The sequence below is a fragment of the Aquimarina sp. AU58 genome (genome assembly GCF_900312745.1).
GTDB classification, from domain to species: domain Bacteria; phylum Bacteroidota; class Bacteroidia; order Flavobacteriales; family Flavobacteriaceae; genus Aquimarina; species Aquimarina spinulae.
Map to the genome: position 1 here is coordinate 1,259,338 of NZ_OMPD01000014.1, position 19,032 is coordinate 1,278,369.

Annotated in this window: 17 protein-coding genes; 11 read left to right on the forward strand and 6 right to left on the reverse strand. The window is 31.6% G+C overall.

Annotated elements, in window-relative coordinates:
• Window positions 1-3 precede the first annotated feature (3 nt).
• The 4 genes from DK441_RS16790 to DK441_RS16805 are packed head-to-tail and all read left to right on the forward strand — an operon-like array spanning window position 4 to window position 5,823.
• The gene (locus DK441_RS16790) at window positions 4-663 is read left to right on the forward strand and encodes an acetyltransferase (RefSeq protein WP_109851722.1); all 660 of its coding nucleotides are present in this window, start codon (window positions 4-6) and stop codon (window positions 661-663) included.
• A gap of 28 nt (window positions 664-691) precedes the next feature.
• Complete coding sequence (locus DK441_RS16795) at window positions 692-2,440, forward strand: HTTM domain-containing protein (RefSeq protein WP_109851723.1); 1,749 nt, start codon at window positions 692-694, stop codon at window positions 2,438-2,440.
• 21 nt (window positions 2,441-2,461) lie between these two features.
• The gene (gene rffA / locus DK441_RS16800; RefSeq protein ID WP_109851724.1) at window positions 2,462-3,601 is read left to right on the forward strand and encodes a dTDP-4-amino-4,6-dideoxygalactose transaminase; all 1,140 of its coding nucleotides are present in this window, start codon (window positions 2,462-2,464) and stop codon (window positions 3,599-3,601) included.
• On the forward strand, window positions 3,598-5,823 hold the full coding sequence (locus DK441_RS16805; protein WP_109851725.1) for a tetratricopeptide repeat protein: 2,226 nt from the start codon (window positions 3,598-3,600) through the stop codon (window positions 5,821-5,823). Before rffA ends, DK441_RS16805 begins: the two co-directional genes overlap by 4 nt.
• Window positions 5,824-5,948: 125 nt before the next feature.
• Here DK441_RS16805 and DK441_RS16810 read toward each other — a convergent pair whose 3' ends face one another.
• Together DK441_RS16810 and pepE are read right to left on the reverse strand one after the other, a co-directional pair.
• Window positions 5,949-6,863: a glutaminase gene (locus DK441_RS16810; RefSeq protein WP_109851726.1), complete on the reverse strand. Its 915-nt coding sequence runs from the start codon at window positions 6,861-6,863 to the stop codon at window positions 5,949-5,951.
• A gap of 10 nt (window positions 6,864-6,873) precedes the next feature.
• Complete coding sequence (pepE, locus tag DK441_RS16815; protein ID WP_109851727.1) at window positions 6,874-7,581, reverse strand: dipeptidase PepE; 708 nt, start codon at window positions 7,579-7,581, stop codon at window positions 6,874-6,876.
• 103 nt (window positions 7,582-7,684) lie between these two features.
• Here pepE and DK441_RS16820 point away from each other — a divergent pair, with 103 nt between their 5' ends.
• The 7 genes from DK441_RS16820 (at window position 7,685) to DK441_RS16850 (ending at window position 15,458) form a co-directional block, all read left to right on the forward strand.
• Window positions 7,685-8,473, forward strand: a complete 789-nt coding sequence (locus tag DK441_RS16820; RefSeq protein ID WP_109851728.1) for a carboxypeptidase-like regulatory domain-containing protein — start codon at window positions 7,685-7,687, stop codon at window positions 8,471-8,473.
• A gap of 108 nt (window positions 8,474-8,581) precedes the next feature.
• Window positions 8,582-9,337 (forward strand): hypothetical protein, encoded by a 756-nt coding sequence (locus DK441_RS16825; RefSeq protein ID WP_109851729.1) that lies wholly within the window; start codon window positions 8,582-8,584, stop codon window positions 9,335-9,337.
• Between the two features lie 170 nt (window positions 9,338-9,507).
• Window positions 9,508-10,203 (forward strand): hypothetical protein, encoded by a 696-nt coding sequence (locus DK441_RS16830; RefSeq protein WP_109851730.1) that lies wholly within the window; start codon window positions 9,508-9,510, stop codon window positions 10,201-10,203.
• 138 nt (window positions 10,204-10,341) lie between these two features.
• Window positions 10,342-10,854: a DUF6702 family protein gene (locus DK441_RS16835; protein ID WP_231389068.1), complete on the forward strand. Its 513-nt coding sequence runs from the start codon at window positions 10,342-10,344 to the stop codon at window positions 10,852-10,854.
• A 64-nt stretch (window positions 10,855-10,918) separates the two neighbouring features.
• Complete coding sequence (locus tag DK441_RS16840) at window positions 10,919-13,228, forward strand: M1 family metallopeptidase (RefSeq protein ID WP_109851731.1); 2,310 nt, start codon at window positions 10,919-10,921, stop codon at window positions 13,226-13,228.
• Window positions 13,229-13,318: 90 nt separating this feature from the next.
• Window positions 13,319-13,612, forward strand: coding sequence for a twin-arginine translocase TatA/TatE family subunit (locus DK441_RS16845; protein WP_109851732.1), 294 nt, complete (start codon window positions 13,319-13,321; stop codon window positions 13,610-13,612).
• Between the two features lie 346 nt (window positions 13,613-13,958).
• A complete protein-coding gene (locus DK441_RS16850; RefSeq protein WP_109851733.1) occupies window positions 13,959-15,458 on the forward strand; it encodes a S8/S53 family peptidase in 1,500 nt (499 codons plus the stop codon).
• Between the two features lie 66 nt (window positions 15,459-15,524).
• On the opposite strand, the gene DK441_RS16855 is transcribed toward DK441_RS16850, so the two are convergent.
• From DK441_RS16855 to DK441_RS16870, 4 genes are all read right to left on the reverse strand, one after another.
• Window positions 15,525-16,166 carry an O-methyltransferase gene (locus DK441_RS16855; RefSeq protein ID WP_109851734.1) on the reverse strand — a complete coding sequence of 214 codons (642 nt, stop codon included), beginning with the start codon at window positions 16,164-16,166 and terminating at the stop codon, window positions 15,525-15,527.
• A 54-nt stretch (window positions 16,167-16,220) separates the two neighbouring features.
• Entirely contained in the window at window positions 16,221-17,318 is a 1,098-nt protein-coding gene (locus tag DK441_RS16860; RefSeq protein ID WP_200822861.1) for an amidohydrolase family protein, read from the reverse strand.
• Window positions 17,319-17,364: 46 nt separating this feature from the next.
• Entirely contained in the window at window positions 17,365-17,895 is a 531-nt protein-coding gene (locus DK441_RS16865; protein WP_109851735.1) for a 3-hydroxyanthranilate 3,4-dioxygenase, read from the reverse strand.
• A 131-nt stretch (window positions 17,896-18,026) separates the two neighbouring features.
• Window positions 18,027-18,806: an SDR family oxidoreductase gene (locus tag DK441_RS16870; RefSeq protein WP_109851736.1), complete on the reverse strand. Its 780-nt coding sequence runs from the start codon at window positions 18,804-18,806 to the stop codon at window positions 18,027-18,029.
• Window positions 18,807-19,032: the final 226 nt, after the last annotated feature.

The window sequence follows — 19,032 nt, forward strand, 5'->3', positions numbered from 1 at the left end:
TATATGAAGTCTATTGTTATTGTTGGAACTGGTGATTATGCCGAAATGGCGTATCAATATTTAAAAAGAGATAATTATAATAAAGTTATTGCCTTTTCTGTAGAGAAAAAATTTAAAACTGTAAATAAATTTTGTGATCTACCCGTTGTTGATTTTGAAGAGATAACCAATTTTTTTCCAGCACAAACACATGAATTGTTAATTGCAATCGGGCCAAATAAAGTAAATACGGTGAGAGAACGTTTGTATCTTGAAGCAAAAGATCTAGGCTATGATTTTGTTACATATATTAGTCCAAGAGCAAATATTTGGGATTTAAGAATGGTAGGGGAAAATAGTTTTATTTTTGACGGTTGTGTAATAGAACCTGGTGCCAAAATAGGTGTTAATACTGTTTTGTGGTCTGGAACTGTAGTCGCTCATCATTCTACAATTGGAGATCATTGTTTTTTAGCACCGTCGGTTGCTGTTTCTGGAAAAATAACAATTAAGAATAATTGTTTTATAGGGATAAATGCTACAATCAGGGATCATGTAACAATTGAAGAACATTGTATTATCGGATGTGGAGCAGTAATTAAAAAGAATACTATAAAAAATGGCGTATATTCTACCAAGGGGACAGATTTATTACGTGTTGATAGTATAGAAACTCAAATATAAACCATTTTAATAATTAAAATTGTGCAGTATGGCTGCTATATTTACTAAAAAAATTTCTGCAAAAGGTTTGGCTATTTTTAGAATAGCATACTGTCTTAATTTTTTGTTTGAAATCATCGAAATATTTAATCATCGTCAGCTTTATTTCGATAGATTGCCATATCTCGATGTTCATTTCCCTGATACTAAGTTGTTAATGTTGTTATGGATGACAGTTCTTGTTTTTATGATTATTGGGTTATATACAAAAACAGTAACAATCATTAATTATTTGTTTACGCTGATATTTATTTCTAGTATGACTAATTATTCTTATCATATGTTTTACGTGTATATAGGAATCAATTTCCTACTTATATTTTTACCTATAAGTAGATTTTTATCCATCGATATAATACTTAAGAAATTAAAATATTTAAATCAAGGTTTAGTATACGTTACTTCCAAAGTGTCAAAAATCAATTATTTACTACCTGTTTTTATGGGACTTGGAATAGTTTACCTTGATTCTGTTATCTTCTATAAGATGCAATCTCCAATGTGGCTTGGGGGATTAGGGATGTGGTTACCATCTTCACTTCCTCATGTTTCTATTGCTGATGCTCAATGGATACTTAATCAGGAATTCTTAATCAAGTTTCTATCTCACTTGACAATAGTATTTGAGTTTATATTTATTTTCATTTTTTGGAATAAAAAATTTAGAATACCATTCTTGATTATTGGTCTTGGACTTCATTTAGGAATATATATAGAATATCCAATACCTTATTTTGCTTTTGGCTGTCTTTCTATTTATTTTCTGATGGTTCCAGTTTCGTGGTGGGATAGAATATGGAATAAATTAGCTTCTAAAAAAGAAAGCCTTGTCATTTATTATGACGCTTCTAATTTACGCTCTCATAAATTAAAAATGATAATTCAAAGTTTAGATATTTTTAATCGTATAAAATTTATTAGTCATGTTTACGGTAAGGAATCAACAAACGAATCTGTAGAAATAAAAGAAGAAAAAATACACGGGATAGATGATGATAATGTAAGCTATACAGGGAAAAATTTACTTAAGAAAATTGTAAAAGTTTCTCCTACGTGTTACCCTATATTACTTTTTGATAAAATAAATTTACATGAAAATACTTTTAGCACGAATTCAAATTCTATTATTAATAAAATAGAATTATTAAAATTTAATGAAGATGACAATTCACGTGGTTATAACAGAAATAGAATAAGAAATGGGATACTGGTGTCATTTTTCTTCTTATCAATTATCTCACAAGTACAAGTACATTATAGCTTTTTTGGTTCTAGTACTACTACGCATTTTGTAGATAAATCTTTAGTAAAATATTTTGGAATATGTAAACATCCAGTATTTATGGATAATCATTTTAAAGGATATCATCAAGTATATGGTTTGAAATATAAAGATGAATTTTTACCTATTTTAGATGAAAAAGGTATGCCAGGAGATTATTTAAAAGGAGGTACATATGTAAATTGGATGTGGGTTGTAAATGCACCTAATATTAAAGAGAATGCATATTCTTTGAAAAAAGGTTTTACAGATTATTCTTCCTTTTGGGCACATCGTAATGCTATTGATTTGGCGCAAAAGCAAGAGTTTGAAATTGTAAAAAAAAGAATTAAAGTATCTTTTAAGTGGGAAAGAGATTTGTTGCATAAAAATATAGATTCTCCTTGGGAAAAAGCGGGTACCCTAATATGGGAAAATAAAACACCACAGCTTTTTTGGAACTCTAATGCTAAATAATTAATAATTAGACAAGATGCTATGATACCTTTTAACAAACCTTACATGACTGGTGATGAATTGTATTATATCAAGGATGCAGTAAATCGAGGTAAAATCTCAGGTAATGGATATTACACTCAAAAATGTCATAATTTCTTTAAAAAAACGGTTGGTTTTAGGAATTGTTTGCTAACCTCTTCTTGTACTGATGCTTTAGAGATGGCTGCAATTTTGATTGATATCAAACCTGGTGATGAGGTAATTATGCCTTCCTATACATTTGTGTCTACTGCTAACGCTTTTGTTTTACGTGGCGCCAAAATTGTTTTTGCAGATAGTTATACTAATAATCCAAATATTGATGCCAATTCTTTAAAAAAGCTAATTACTCCTAAAACGAAAGCTATTGTAGTTGTTCATTATGCAGGAGTCGCTTGTGATATGGATTTAATTATGGACTTTGCAAATGAAAATAATTTATTTGTAATAGAAGATGCAGCACAGGCCATAGATTCGTATTATAAAGATAAACCTTTGGGTAGTATTGGCCATTTAGCTACGTTTTCTTTTCATGAAACCAAAAATATAATTTCGGGAGAAGGAGGGATGTTGGTTATTAATGATGAGCGCTTCGATAAGAGAGCAGAGATTATTTGGGAAAAAGGCACGAATCGCTCTGCTTTTTTTAGAGGAGAGGTAGATAAATATTCTTGGGTTGATGTAGGTTCTTCTTTTTTACCTTCAGATGTTACTGCTGCTTTTTTGTTTGCACAATTAGAAAACCTGCAAAAAATTCAATCTAGACGAAAGATTTTATGGAATAATTATTATAATGACTTAAAACAGCTTGAGAGTGAAGGTTTATTAAAATTGCCTGAAATCCCTAGTTATGCTACTTCAAATGGCCATCTCTTTTATTTAGTTTGTAAAAACATAGAAGAAAGAAGTCAATTAATATCGTTTTTAAAAGATAATGATGTTTTTTCTGTTTTTCATTATGTGTCACTTCATAAAAGCCCTTTCTATATCGAAAAAAACACAAATGTAGAACTTAAGAATTGCGATACTTTTGCAAATCAATTATTAAGATTGCCATTGTTTTATGATTTACATATGGAAGATCAAAACAAAATTATTAATTTGATAAAAAGTTTTTTTCAAAAAAACCAATCTCTATGAAATTGAATTTTGTTCCAAAAATCATTTATCGTAATGGATTTATTGTAGTTGCAGTTTTAATAGGTTACACGATGGCTTTTTTGAGTCAAGATTATGGACCTTTAGAGGATACTAAAATTCATCAAGATCATGGAACTCGAATTCTTAATTACTTTAAAGGAATAGATGAAATTGCAACTTTAAGCCCAATTAATGATCAAGGAAATTATTATGATGTCAACAAAAATATTGATAGTGAGCATCATGGGATGAATGGTTTTGGAGGTTTTTTTGATTTATTATCTAATTTTTTACATCAATTTTTTAGCTTTATAGGAGTATATGAATTTAAAAATTTTTTAAATTCTATTTTTGGTTTTTTACTCTTTTTGTTTTGTGGTCTATTAGGAAAAGAATTAGGAGGTTGGAAAGTTGGGTTGTTTACATTATTATTTGTAGTGTTAACTCCTGTAATGTTTGGATATTCGATGAATAATCCAAAAGACATTCCTGCTGCTGCATTTTATATGTTTTCTTTGTTTCATATTATCAAGCTATTAAAAGAACTTCCTAGAATATCTATTAAAAGATCTTTTTTATTAATCCTCAATATCTCCATTCTAATTAATATTAGAATAATTGGCCTAATTGTTATTGGGTATGTTTTATTGGCAGTTTTACTATGGTGGTTACTTGAGAATTATAAATCAAATTTCAAAAAAATTATAGTAAAAGATACTTTGCTATTAGCTGGTAAATCTGTTGGAATATGTGTGCTTGCGTATTTGGCAGTGAGCATTTTTTGGCCATATGCACAAACCAACCCTATAAAAGTTCCTTTCGAAATGTTATTTAAAACGAGCGAGTTTAGAGGTTTTGAAAACTTACAAATATTTGAAGGGAATTGGCAGAGTAGTTTTAATGTGCCCTGGTATTTTGCAATTAAAAACTTGTTTATTATTACAATGCCATTACATGCATTTATTGGTTTTTTTCTGATACCCTTACTTTATTATAAGAATACCAATAAGAATATACTATATATATCTATAGTGTTGTTTACTACTGTATTTCCTATGTTACTCGTTATTTTTGGTAAGCCCAATAGTCATGATGGTTCAAGGCAATTTATGTTTTCAGTACTGCCCATCGTTGTGCTAAGTGCATTATCATGGAGTAGATTAATTCAATTGATAAAAATAAAAAATGTAAAGCTAGCAATCTATGGAATTCTTTTCTTGTTGTTATTGCAACCATTACGGTTTATGGTACAATATCACCCAATGCAAGCATTATATTTTAGCCCGATTATTGGTGGTGTAGGAGGAGCGTATGGAGATTATGAGATAGATTATTATGGTGTTGCTATTAAACCAGCTTTAGATTGGTTAGAAAAAAATGTTGGAGATAAAGATAATCCTCCTAGGATACGAATGTATTATGGCAGCCAAACTAAAGTAACATATCATCTCGATAAAAGCCCAAATTTAGAATATGCTCTAACAAGACGAGATTCTCCGGATTGGGACTATTCTATCGTTATGTTGGCAGAAGGGAAGTATAAAAAAGATATAAAAAGTGCAAATTGGTCTCCAGAAAATACTGTACATGAAATTAAAATAGATGGTGCACCGATTTGTTTTATTATAAAAAATAGCTATAGTGTAGATGAAGACATTCTAAAAATTGAAAAAAGCTTAAGTAATGCTCCTTCTGTAAACCAATATATTCAATTAAGCTTATTGTATTATAATAAGGCTAATTATTTAAAAAGTATAGAGGCTTCAAAAAAAGCAGTATCATTAGATCCCAATAATAGTATTGCATATAATAATTTATGCTCTGCGTATAATAATTTGTTGATGTATGATGAAGCTAAAATAGCTTGTGAAAAATCGTTGTTGATCAAACCTAAAACATCATTAACAATAAATAATCTTAGTGTATCTTTTAAAGGTATTGATAGAAGAGAAAATCGAAAACTAACCTCAGAAGAATACCTTAATCTTAGCTATAATTATTACAAATTGGGGTATTTCGATAAGTGTATTGAGGTTAGTGAAGAATTGTTAGAAATAGTGCCTAATAGTGTGGTAGCGTATAATAATATATGTTCATCTTATAATGCTCTTAAACAACATGAAGAAGCTATTAAAGCATGTAAAAAAGCTTTAGAAATAAATCCTGATTATCAATTAGCAAAGAATAATTTGAAATGGGCAGAAAGTAAATTAAACCCATAGTTTTTTAAGATTAGAAGTAAAAAAAATGTTTTTTATAGAGCCTTTTTATACTGCATGTTTTATCAGGTGTTTTGTAGTTATTTAAAATGTACTTTACAGAGTTTTATTATTAGAAGATTATAATCTTAAAATATAGATAACCCTGTCAAAGTAGTTAATCGTTCTAAAGCAAGCATCCCTAGTTCTGAGTTTCCTTTGGGGTTTAATGGAGGGCTCCATACCGTTACGGTATACTGCCCAGGGTGTACTGCTACAATTCCTCCGCCAACACCACTTTTTCCGGGTAAACCTACTCTATAACTAAACTCACCTGCTTCATCATAAAAACCACACGTCTGCATTATTGCATTAATACGTTTCACCTTTCTGGATGATAATATTTGTTCTTTGTCAAATAATCGTTTTCCGCCGTTGGCGTATATCATAAATGCAGTTGATAGTTCTTTACAAGACATTTCAATAGAACACTGGTAGATATAGAAATCAAGGACGGTTTCAATATCATTTTTAATATTGCCAAAAGATTTCATTAAATTTAATACTGCTGCATTGCGGTAACTATGTTTTTTTTCGGATTGAAAAACTTTTGGGTTGATATCAATATCTGTACAGCCAGTGATTTTATGTATGAAATCGAGAAAATCTTTTTTAGGGTCTTTTAATTGAGATATTAAAACATCACAAATTACTAAGGCACCCGCATTTATAAATGGATTCCTGGGAACCCCATTTTCATATTCTAATTGTACCAAAGAGTTAAAAGGGTCTCCAGAGGGCTCTACATCCACACGTTTAAATAATTCATCATCTAATAATGACATGGCCATAGTTAAAGCAAATACTTTTGATATACTTTGAATAGAAAATCGTTCACCATTATCTCCAAAGTTATAATGACCAGAATTAATGCAATACAGGTGCATCCCGAATTTTTTAGGCTCAATTTTTGCTAATTCAGGAATATATGAAGCTACTTTTCCAGTATAATGTATCGACGGTAGTTCTGATCTTATCTCGTTAAGTATTTGTTGATAATCCACAGTATAATTTTTAATTTAATCCAGATAATGAGCTACCCGTTTCTACTTCGTAGGGGTCTTTGTCTTTTTCAAAAATTCTAGCACTTAAATTTCCTTCCAGAGTTATTTTATTGTCATAAACTTTTAACCAACTTCCTTCTCTTAAACCTACCACGGGTTGCGGATTTAGATTATGAAATTCTTTAATTCGAGTTTCTCGGGTTTCTCCTTTATGTGTCGAATTAGGGTCAGGATCAAGATAATGTGGATTAATATTAAATGGTACGATACCTAATGTTGCAAAGTTTGGAGGGTATACAATAGGCATATCATTTGTAGTTTTCATAGTAAGACCACAAATATTACTTCCTGCACTTGTTCCCAGATAAGGTACTCCAGAAAGAACGGCTTCTTTTAATGGTTCTATAACTCCATTTCGGTATAATTGATCCACCAATAGAAATGTATTTCCGCCTCCGGTATAGATACCTTTGGCGTTTTTAATAGCTTCTATAGGATCTGAAAACATATGTATGCTAACTATTCTTTTATTTATTTTTTTAAAAATATTATTGATACCTATGGTGTATTCGTCATGAGAAATTCCGCCCGGACGAGCATAAGGTATAAAAAGTATTTCCTCAATACCTGAGTATAAGTCGATTAAAGTGTCTTGTAAATATGCCAAGGGTTCACTTCCGTGAAGTGTAGATGTACTTGCAATAATACAGTTTGCCATTAGATTTTTTTTATAAAAGTAGTTTAACGTTTTCTTATCCGGAAATCTTCTGTGAAAATAAAAAAATGTAGTATCTTAAAAAATAAAATTAACCTCGTTTATTATGAAGATAAAATTATCTGTTCTTTTTGTTTGCTTTATAGTTAGTACATCCATAGCCCAAATTACTTCAAGAGTTATAATTCATGGAAAAATAAGTGCGCCCATTGGAGATGATGTAGAAGGTGTAGTGGTTTATAACCGAAGTACGAATAAAGGTACAATTACTACCAAGGATGGAAAGTTTAAAATAGGTGCTGGTATTAATGATCGGATTGAAGTTGTGGCAATGCAATATCAGAACTTTGTGATACTGGTAGATAAAGGAATAGTAGATACTAAGAGATTAAATATTTTTCTTAACGAATCTGTAAACCAACTAGAAGAAGTTGTGGTAACCCCATATGACTTAGCTGGTAATGTGTCTGTAGATGTAAAAAAAATAGGATTTAGTCAAAGTGGGATAGGAGATGTAGCAGAAGAGACGTCTTCGAGAATTAATGATACCGATTATGATTTTAGGCCAGATGAGTTGTCTCCATTAGAAAATAAAGTGTTCTTAGAAGATAGAATGATTAATGGGCTTAATTTTGTTAACCTTTTTAAATTGTTTTATAATACTAAGAAAACTTCTAAAAAGAAAAAGTACTCTTCAGATATTGATGTTAGGGTTAGAGATTTGTATAATGATGAGTTTTTTAAAGATTATCTGGCATTAGAAATAGATCAGATTAATGATTTCATCTTTTTTGCTGAAGAAAATGGCTTAAATGCAAAGTATTTTGAATCAGGAAAAGAACTCGATCTTTTACAGTTTTTGGCATATCAAAGTAAGCTTTATCATAAGAAATAAGGTAGGGCAAAAAGGAGCTTTTGTAATTCTATGTTAGTTATATCGTCTTTGGTAGAGAAGATCTTTATGTAGTGGTATTGTATAAAGATCATTTCTGATGATATTTATATGATAAGATTACTACTATTTCTACCTCTACTTATTTCACTACAAACTTTTGGTCAATCTGAAAAACTTCAAGGAAAAATCGTTGCCGATTCCCTACAAGGGTACGCCATTAATATTGTAAATTTTACTAAAGAAATTGGTACAACAAATGATGAGCAGGGTTTTTTTGAAATACCTGCAAGTCCAGGAGATTCGATTGTTTTTTCTTCTGTTCAATATCAAATACGATCAATTGTAGTTAAGCAAGATCAGCTTCAGGATAAAAAGATTACAATTGTACTATATCCCATAGTACAACAATTAGAACAAGTGAGGATAAGCACTACAGAGCTTTCGGGTAACCTCGATAAAGATGTAGGTATCGTAGAGTTACAACCTTTTGTAGATAACAGGACATTGGGTCTTCCGTTTAGCGATAAACCACAGCCAACAAAAGCCGAAAGAAGAATCTATACAGCAAGAAGTGGGATAATTGATAGACCCATTAATTATCTAAGCGGAAAATTAAAAAAACTAAAGAGAATTAAAGCATTAGAAGATCTTGATGCAATAGTACAAAGAGGAGAAACGACTTTTAATACTACCTTCTTTGTAGAAGCACTACAATTACCAGAAGATTTGATAACCGATTTTATGTATTACTGTGCCAAGGATGAATATTTTAAAAACCTTCTTGAAAACTCTAAAAGGTTAACACTTGTAGAGTTTTTTCAGACAAAGGCAAAATCTTATAAAGAACACAAAAAGCTGGATTAGTTACTTTTTGTTATGGCCTAAAGTTTGATTTCTAAAAAATTATATGAATGCAACATGATTGGATACGATTTGTCTTTAATAATGAATTTTAACAAGCATAGGTGCAGAAAAAATACGTAACTATAATTTTATTTCATTTTTTCTTTCTTTCGGTTTTCTGTCAAAGAAAAATGATAAAAGGAGTAATAGAAAATGATAGTTCAGAAGGAATTCATATCATTAATAAAACAGTCAATCTATTTACGATTACAAACAAAGAGGGAGTTTTCTTCATAGAAGCAACTATTGGAGATATAGTTGTTATTTCATCTGTTCAATATAATCTAAAGGTTATTGTGGTAAATAAAGATATGTATGACAATAAAGAATTTAATGTTACGCTAAAAGAAAACCTTAACGAATTAGATGAAGTAATTGTAGGGGTACAATTATCAGGTAATTTAAATACTGATATTAAGGATATAAAGACAGAAGAATTGTTTAGCCCCGAAGATGTTGGAATACCTGTTTATGATGGAGTTCAGATGGAGGAAATTGTGCCAATGCATAAAGCTATTATGTTTTATGGCATAGGATTTAGACTAGATATAGAAGCAACTTATAAAAATTTATCAGGATATTATAAAACCTTAAAAACAACAAGAAAATTAGATAAAGAAAATAATAGTTTAGAGGCTATTCAGGATTTTTATGGTAAACAATTTTTGTCTACAGTATACAACCTCCCCGAAGAGAAAATATATGACTTTTTATTATTATGTATTCAAACCAGTGATATTCAATATGAATTTGGCAAAGAAAATCACAATGTGGTATTAAAAATATTCTCAGATAAACGAAAAGAGTTTGTGGTAAACAAACAATGAATATATTGCTGCAGATAGTTAAATTTTACTAACAAGAGAATAGATTTTAACTCTTTGTTTCTAATGGTAAGAAGTTTGGCATAATTTTTTAATGCATACCATTAAAATTAATTACATTTAACGCTTTACAAATTTTAGATGATGAACAAAACCTTACTGCTCTTTCTTTTTGTAGTGTCTGTTTCACTAAGTTCTTTTACAACTGCGCATAAGTTTTATGTAAGTGTAACTCAGGTAGATTATAATGCAAAACAACAGTCGTTACAAATTGTATCCAGAGTTTTTGTTGATGACATAGAAGAACTTCTAAAAGTACGATATGATGAGTCTACTAATTTAGATAAAGATGAAGAAAGCCTGAGAGTAGATAAAAATTTAGCAACATATCTTGGTCAGAAACTACAATTTGTAGTGAATGGAGAAGAAGTTTCTTTTACATTTTTAGGAAAAGAGTATGAAGATGATCTTATCATTTGTTATTTAGAAATAGAAAATATTACTTCTTTAAATACTATAGAAATCACAAATCAAGTTTTGATGGATCTTTTTGAAGAACAACAGAATATTGTTCACGTTAAAAAAGGAAATCAACGCAAAAGCCTTATACTTGAAAAAGAAAAAGCTTTGGGGATGTTAAAGTTTAGTGAATAAATCACTAAACTTTTAAAAAACAATTACTTTGCGAAATCATAACATTAAATTCAAAACCATTACAATGAAAAAGATACTTTTAGTCCTTTCGGTGACTTTTTTGATATCGGGTATTTCATATGCTCAAAATCAAGAAGAGGCTAAAAATGTTCGTGAATTAGGGCATACTAATCAGAACAAATTCAAACAAATGTACGACGAGTTTGCAACTCCCAACATGTACAGAACAGGTTCTGGAGCCCCGGGTCCGGCTTATTACCAGCAACAGGCTGATTATAAGATGGATATTGAACTTGATGATAAAAACAAAAAACTATCAGGAAAAGAAACCATTACATATACTAACAATTCTCCTGATGATTTAGAATTCCTTTGGGTACAACTGGATCAGAATATGCGAGCTAAAGACTCTAAAACTCCATTAATTCAATCAAATGGAATTGACCCTGCAACAACACCAGGAGGTTTTTTAAATAAATATCTTGCAGAACCTTTTGACGGTGGATTTAATATTACTGCAGTAAAGGATAGTAGTGGAAATCCACTTAAATATACAATCAATAGAACTATGATGCGTGTAGAGATGCCTAAAGATTTGGCATCTGGCGAGAAATTTGTATTCTCAATTGATTGGTGGTACAATATTAATGATCATGTAAATGGTAGAGGTAGATCTGGATATGAAGAGTTTGAGGATGGAAATAGAGCGTATGTTATCGCTCAGTTTTATCCCCGTATGGCAGTGTATAACGATGTTGAAGGGTGGCAAAATCACCAGTTTTGGGGTAGAGGAGAGTTTGCATTACCATTTGGTAACTTCGAAGTAAATATTACTGTTCCTGCAGATCATATTTTAGACGGAACCGGAGTATTAGTAAATAGAAAAGAAGTATTTACAAAAGACATGATGAGCCGCTATGAAGCAGCAAAGAAATCATATAATGAGCCAGTTGTTATTGTAACCCAAAAGGAGGCTATAGCAAAAGAAAAAACATTTTCAGAAAAAAAGAAAACATGGAAACTAAAAGCCGAAAATGTACGTGACTTTGGTTTTGCTACTTCCAGAAGGTTTATTTGGGACATGATGGCTGTTAAAATAGGAGGGAAAGATATAATGGCAGTATCGATGTACCCAAAAGAAGGAAATCCTCTTTGGGAAGATTGGTCTACAAAAGTAGTAGCCAGTACATTAAAATCGTATAGTCGAATGACCTTCGATTACCCATATCACAAAGCCATCTCTGTACATGCAAAAAATCAAGGTATGGAATACCCTATGATTTGCTGGAATTACGGAAGACCAAAACCTGATGGGAGCTATAGCGATCGTGTAAAATATGGAATGATGAGTGTAATTATCCACGAAGTAGGCCATAACTTTTTCCCGATGATTGTGAATAGTGATGAACGCCAATGGACCTGGATGGATGAAGGTCTTAATACTTTTGTGCAATATGTGGCAGAACAAGATTTTGGAGAATGGTATCCAAAGGCATTAGGGAATGATAAAAAATATCCATCTCGTCGTGGACCAGCAAAAAAGATTATACCCTATATGAGTGGAAATCAAAATTTCCTGTCTCCAATTATGTCTCAATCTAATAATATTCACCAATTCGGACCTAATGCATACTCAAAACCAGCGACAGGCTTAAATATTCTAAGAGAAACTGTAATGGGAAGAGATCTTTTTGATTATTCATTTAGAACATATTCTCAGCGATGGATGTTTAAACACCCAACACCAGAAGACTTTTTTAGAACTATGGAAGATGCTTCTGCTTTTGATCTAGATTGGTTTTGGAGAGGATGGTTCTATACTACAGATTATACCGACATTGGAGTGAAAGAAGTGAAGAAATTTGTAGTTTCTAAAGAACCAAATAAAAGAGTAAAAGAATATGCAGCATCTGTAGGTGCTAAAGTGGAAGACCTTGGGCCGCTTGTATATATGGTTAAAGAGGGAAGCGAAGAATATGAAACAATTAAAAAGAATGGAAATATTATTAGTGATGCTAAAACATTAAAAGCATATCTAATGGATAATTTTTCTGTTAAAGAGCGTGAAAAACTTAAACAACCTAAGTTTTTCTATGAGATTACCTTTGAAAAACCAGGTGGACTTGTAATGCCATTGATCGTAGAATATACCTATGAAGATGGAACAACAGAGACAATAACATATCCTGCAGAAATATGGAGGAAAAATGATGTTGAGGTAAAAAGAGCTGTAGCTTCTGAGAAAGCAATTTCTAAGATAGTAGTTGATCCTAAACAAGAGACGGCAGATATTGACACCTCAAATAATAGTTGGCCTCAAAGAAAGAAGCTAGGGAAATTTGAGCAATTTAAAAACAAAGTAAAAGGGCAGTAATCTGTTGTTTTACAAAAGATAAATAAAAGCCGTCCCGGAAGTCTTTTCGGGATGGCTTTTTTACACAATATTGATTATATTTGCATTGTTATGACAACTCTACCTTTATTTATTAGCGGAACCGAAATTGCCTTTATTGTTTTTATATTGGTTATGGTTTTTGGAGCAGATAAGATTCCTGAGATTGCACGAGGATTGGGTAAAGGAATGCGTATCGTTAAAGATGCAACCAATGATATCAAAACCGAAATTACCAAAAGTGCAGAAAAACATGGTATTGATATCGATATTCCTACTTCTATTACATCTGATATAAAAAAGGAGATCGACCAGGTCAAAGATGATATTGATAAAGTTACTGGTCCAATAAAACGCAAATTCTAAATTACAATATCCTTTCATAAACTTGTTTTTTTGTTTATTTCTCCTTGTAAATTCTGATTAATATTCAAAAAAATGAATATTTTTTTGAAACATTTTCATTTTTAATAACAAACGATTAAACTCCCCGTGAACACTGGCTTTTTACAAGGCTTTAGTAGTATTTTTTAGTCCTATGCAAGCATAATATTGGTGTTTTTTATGAATATATGATAATTTAATTGTAAAATATTTGAATATAATTTAATACATTAGCTATGAAATTATTAAAATGATAATTATTCGCAATTTTTGCGAGATTGTCATTTATTGACTTTTACACACAAACTCTTAAAAACTTATTCTAAAAATGAAAAAGATTACTCTTCTAACTTTAGGACTAATTCTTGTATTTTCTTGCTCTAAAGAAAATCCTAATGAAATTGTAGAACCAAATTCGGAAATTTCTGAATCTCAAAAATTACTTTCTGTATCACAAGTTAATAGATATATCGAAGGCGAATTAAAACAAAATGGTGATGTAAACTGGATGAAAGCACCTTCTGTGGTATTATGGAGCGCTGTAGTGCACGGTGGAGAAGTGTTAAGTGTTGGTTTTGGAGAAAAAGGAGAAAGTTTCTCTATCCAAAGATCATCAAGACTAAATGATGCTAGAGAAAATGTATATAATATTATACAGTCTAAAGAAGGAGCAAGTAAGTCTAATTCTGTAATATCTGCCGATGAAATACTTAATGTAACGGATGTGAAAGTTACTAGTTTAGAGACCGTAAAAGCTTTACAAAAGGCAGATCAAATTCGTTATTTAGATCCAATTGGTTATGGTTTTTACCTACAAGAAGATAATTCAAACCAACAGAAATCTGCGGGATGTAGTAAAAGTGGACAATCTATAAATAGCGGGGATTATAGAGTAATTTCACCTAATGCACGATTACCTTGGAATTTTGATATTCATAAAGTACCACAGGCTTGGAATTATAGTACTGGGGCAGGTATAACTGTTGGTTTGATTGATACCGGAATTTCTGCAAGTCAGAATTTATTGGGTAGTGGATTTAATGATGGGGCTTCTAATGGAAGGTTTGTACAACGATTTGGTACTTTTATCGACTCTCCGTGGTGGTGGTCTAATAACTTAGATGGCCCAAATGATAAGTGTGGGCATGGTACTTCTATGGCATCAGCAATTGCATCACCCCGTAATGACGATTTTATGCCAGTAGGAGTAGCGTATAACTGTAATTTGGTTGCTTATAGAGGAACAGAGGATGTTGTACTAAATGATTATCATGAGCGTAAAGGAGTAAGTAATGCATTAAAAGCATTAGGAAATAGAGGAGATGTTAAGATTATCTCGATGTCTATTGGGTATCCCTGGTCTATTGGTAATGTAAAAGATGCCGTAAAATATGCATATGGGAAAGGGAAAATGATAATCGCTGCGGGAGGTACATCGACTTCGTTTACAAATTGGTATGGTGTTATTTTTCCAGCAAGTATGTCAGAGACTGTTGCGGTTACAGGTATAAAAGATAATGGATATAATCGTTGTAATATCTGTCATGATGGTAGTAAAATCGATTTTACTATTGTGATGGAGAGAGCAGGAAACTCTAATAGAAATGTACCCGTATTAGGGTTTAATACAGGAATACAAACTTATGTAGGAGGATCTTCTGTCGCAACGGCTACCACAGCAGGAATTGCTGCTTTGGTATGGGCTCGTAATCCTAATATGACTAGAGCTCAAGTGCTGGATAAACTAAAGAAAGCAGGAGAGTTTTACCCTAATCGTAATAGTAAATTTGGTTATGGTAATATTGATGCATTAAAAGCGGTTCAATAAAACAGATGAAATATAAAACATAAGGCTGTGGTATTTAGATGTCACAGCCTTGTGTTTTTGTAAAAGTTATAGTACTCTACTAATGGTTAACCCATCTCTAATAGGTAATAATACAGTTTCTATTCGTTTATCTTCGATCAAAAGCGTATTGTATTCCAAAAGAGCTTTGGTAGAAACATCCTCTTCTTCAACTTTTTCGATTACTTTACCATTCCATAATACATTGTCAGATAAAATTACACCTCCAGGATTCATTTTATTAATAATCAATTCAAAATAAGTAGGATAATTAGGTTTATCAGCATCTATAAACACCAGATCAAATTTCATATCCAGATTTGGAATAATTTCGGTAGCATCACCAATATGTTGATGAATTTGTTTTCCATGATCAGAAAGGTCAAAATATTTTCTTTGAAAGTCTTCTAACTCCTCATTAATGTCAATGGTGTGTAATTCTCCATCTTTTTGAATCCCTTCGGCAAGGCATATGGCAGAATACCCTGTATACGTTCCTATTTCCAGTATGTTTTTTGGGTGAATAAGTTTAGCTAACATGCTTAAAACACGCCCTTGATAAGCACCACTAAGCATTCTGGGTTGTAATATTTTTTGATATGTTTCACGATTTAATTGTTGTAGTAATTCAGGCTCTTTTTGGGTGTGATTTACTACATATGTATCCAGTTCTTCAGGAATAAAATGCATGATTATATTGGTTTTTAGATATAAAAATAGAATGTTTTATAACGATTTTTGTTCCTAATGAACTTTTTCTTTACCTAAAATTTTATCAATTAAATCTTGTTTTGCTTTTTCATTATCACCAAATAACCAACGTAGAACATTATCTTCCCAGATATCATCATATTCTTCTGTAGTTATAATATTACGATCCAGTGCTAAATCCAGAATTTTCCCAGGATAGGATGATTGAGGTGCACTTTCCATTTCTCCCAATGGGTAAGGGTCATCTAGTCCCATAATTACTTGATTACTGCCTTGTCGATCTACAGTTAGTTTTAATGAATCTGTGTCATGTACTAGGGTGTCAAAATAGATGTTAGGATGTCCTACAGCTTTTCGAGGATGTTGTTTCCCCTCAAACAAGTCTGGCCTTCCGTCAAATCCTTGAATACGTCTTCCTAGATTCATTTGTGCTAATTGTCCTCCATGAGCGAAGCAAGTTCTTATATTGGGATAGCGACTTTGCATTCCGTTAAGAGTATAAAAATGATAAGCGTCACCACATTGTGCAAGCATCCATACCAAATGAAAACGCCAGGAAACATTTTCTAATTTGATCATTTTATCACCATCATAAGGGTGAACTTCTATAGCTAATTTATATTTGTCTGCTAGTTCAAAAATCGGATCATTTTCTTCATCAAAAATACATCGCCACTGTCCAATAGAATCCATAAAGTGAGTAGGTAAGCATAGTACATGCATTCCTAATTCTTCTACACAACGCTCCATTTCCCATAGTGCTCCGTTAATGAATCCGGGGTGTATAACAAAACCACAAGAGAACTTATCTGGGTGATCTTGTTGTACGTGGGCATTAAAATCATTTTGAAATCGTAATGCATGTTTCATTTCCTCTAGACGTAAACCGTTACCATATAATTGAGAAAGGTTTAGTACTACTGCATGATCAATTTTGTTATGCTCCATCCACTCTAATTTTTCATCTAAGAAAAAACTAGAATGAGTAACCGGGCGTTTCCACCCTTTTTGTAACATGTATTTACGCTCATCATCTACCCAAAAAATCTCTTTGTCTTTCATAAACTGAGGAATCTCTTCTGGGTATGGCAGTAAATGTGAATGACCGTTTATGCGAAGTTTTCTTTTCATTATAGATGTTATCCCTGTTGTTTGTACAGGGATCTTTTTAATTAGGTTATTGTTTTTTCTTTTTTGGAGCATCCATTACACTTCCACAATTAGAACAAGTGCATTTTGTCTTATCACTATAATATGTATCAAAAATTATAGGCATATCAGTTTCTATATTATCCAACGCAAATTTTTCTCTATATAGTTGGGTATTACAGTTTTCACAATACCACTCCAAAGCATCTAGCATTTTTTCTTCTCGAGGATATTCAATTACCAAACCTACTGTGTTTGCTCCTCGTTGTGGAGAATGAGGGACTTTGGGGGGTAATAGATAAATATCACCTTCTTTGATATGAACATCTTTAGGTTCGCCATTATCTATTATTTTTAATATCATATCTCCTTCTACCTGATAGAAAAACTCTGGTGTTTCATTATAATGATAGTCCTTTCTATTATTAGGTCCCCCAACAACCATTACAATAAAATCTCCGTCTTTCCATACACATTTATTACCAACAGGAGGTTTTAGTAAATGGCGATGTTCGTCTATCCAGGCTTTAAAATTTAATGGTGAAACTAGATTGCTCATATGCTTGTTTTAATTTAGATGTATTGTTTATTCTATAGCATAAATACTATCATTATAATCTACACTATTGATTAGTATTTTGTATTAAATTTAATTATTTTGATTGTTATTTTGTAATAACAAATAGTTAACTATAAAGACTTTGTTCTTCCTCCATCAACGGGAAGGTTTATTCCGTTGATATAAGATGCAGCTTCAGATGCCAAAAATGCTATAGCATAAGCTATTTCCTGCGGTTTGGCAAATCGTTTTGCCGGCACTTCATTTTTCATAGCATCAGAAGCTTCTTCTATTGATTTTCCTAGTTTTGTTGCTTTGTTATTAATGATTTCATTTAGTCGTTCTGTCGCCGTAGCACCGGGCAACACATTGTTTACAGTAATTCCAAATACGCCAAGTTCATTAGCTAATGTTTTTGACCAGTTTGCTACTGCACCACGAATGGTATTAGAAACACCTAGTCCATTCAATGGTTGTTTTACAGAAGTTGAAATAATATTGATTATTCTTCCGTACCCTTCTTTCTTCATTCCCGGTACTACAGTTTGTGCCAGGATATGATTACATTTCAAGTGTTGGGTAAAGGCGCGTTCGAATTCTTCCAGAGAGGCATTAAACACTGGCCCCCCGGCAGGCCCTCCTGTGTTATTTACTAAAATATGAAAAGCTTGCCCTGTAGCAGAAATTTTTTGCTGTAGGCTTTCTGGATTCTCAAAATCTGCTACGATATAAGTATGTGATTGCCCTTGATCTGTTGCTAATTCTGTTAGAACGTGTTGAAGTTTTTCTTCATTCCTGGCAACTAAGGTAACATTAGCTCCTAATTCGGCCAATTGTTTAGCAGATGCTTTTCCTATACCTTGAGTACTCCCACAAACTAATGCATTTTTATGAGTTAGACCTAGATTCATTTTTTTAGTATTTAGATGTTAGTATTGAGATGATTATAGAAATTTTCAATTTCATATTTTCTAATGTGTTTACTTATAAAAGTTCAAAAGTGTATTCTTCTGTTCATTATTTATTTTTATACGCTACAATTATTTAAAATGTTTAAAACAGATGTAAACAGTATTTTTATTAATAATTATCTGATTTATTACATTTAAGTATCAGTAAATCTTATTTTTTCTAGTT

Bases quoted from the DNA above. Each gene is read 5' to 3' on its own strand.
- DK441_RS16795 (WP_109851723.1), top strand. From the start codon at position 692: ATGGCTGCTATATTTACTAAAAAAATTTCTGCAAAAGGTTTGGCTATT.
- DK441_RS16840 (WP_109851731.1), top strand. From the start codon at position 10,919: ATGAAAAAGATACTTTTAGTCCTTTCGGTGACTTTTTTGATATCGGGT.
- DK441_RS16830 (WP_109851730.1), top strand. From the start codon at position 9,508: ATGATAAAAGGAGTAATAGAAAATGATAGTTCAGAAGGAATTCATATC.
- DK441_RS16825 (WP_109851729.1), top strand. From the start codon at position 8,582: ATGATAAGATTACTACTATTTCTACCTCTACTTATTTCACTACAAACT.
- DK441_RS16790 (WP_109851722.1), top strand. From the start codon at position 4: ATGAAGTCTATTGTTATTGTTGGAACTGGTGATTATGCCGAAATGGCG.
- DK441_RS16835 (WP_231389068.1), top strand. From the start codon at position 10,342: ATGATGAACAAAACCTTACTGCTCTTTCTTTTTGTAGTGTCTGTTTCA.
- DK441_RS16820 (WP_109851728.1), top strand. From the start codon at position 7,685: ATGAAGATAAAATTATCTGTTCTTTTTGTTTGCTTTATAGTTAGTACA.
- DK441_RS16845 (WP_109851732.1), top strand. From the start codon at position 13,319: ATGACAACTCTACCTTTATTTATTAGCGGAACCGAAATTGCCTTTATT.
- DK441_RS16805 (WP_109851725.1), top strand. From the start codon at position 3,598: ATGAAATTGAATTTTGTTCCAAAAATCATTTATCGTAATGGATTTATT.
- rffA (WP_109851724.1), top strand. From the start codon at position 2,462: ATGATACCTTTTAACAAACCTTACATGACTGGTGATGAATTGTATTAT.
- DK441_RS16855 (WP_109851734.1), bottom strand. From the start codon at position 16,166: ATGCATTTTATTCCTGAAGAACTGGATACATATGTAGTAAATCACACC.
- DK441_RS16860 (WP_200822861.1), bottom strand. From the start codon at position 17,318: ATGAAAAGAAAACTTCGCATAAACGGTCATTCACATTTACTGCCATAC.
- DK441_RS16870 (WP_109851736.1), bottom strand. From the start codon at position 18,806: ATGAATCTAGGTCTAACTCATAAAAATGCATTAGTTTGTGGGAGTACT.
- DK441_RS16850 (WP_109851733.1), top strand. From the start codon at position 13,959: ATGAAAAAGATTACTCTTCTAACTTTAGGACTAATTCTTGTATTTTCT.
- pepE (WP_109851727.1), bottom strand. From the start codon at position 7,581: ATGGCAAACTGTATTATTGCAAGTACATCTACACTTCACGGAAGTGAA.
- DK441_RS16865 (WP_109851735.1), bottom strand. From the start codon at position 17,895: ATGAGCAATCTAGTTTCACCATTAAATTTTAAAGCCTGGATAGACGAA.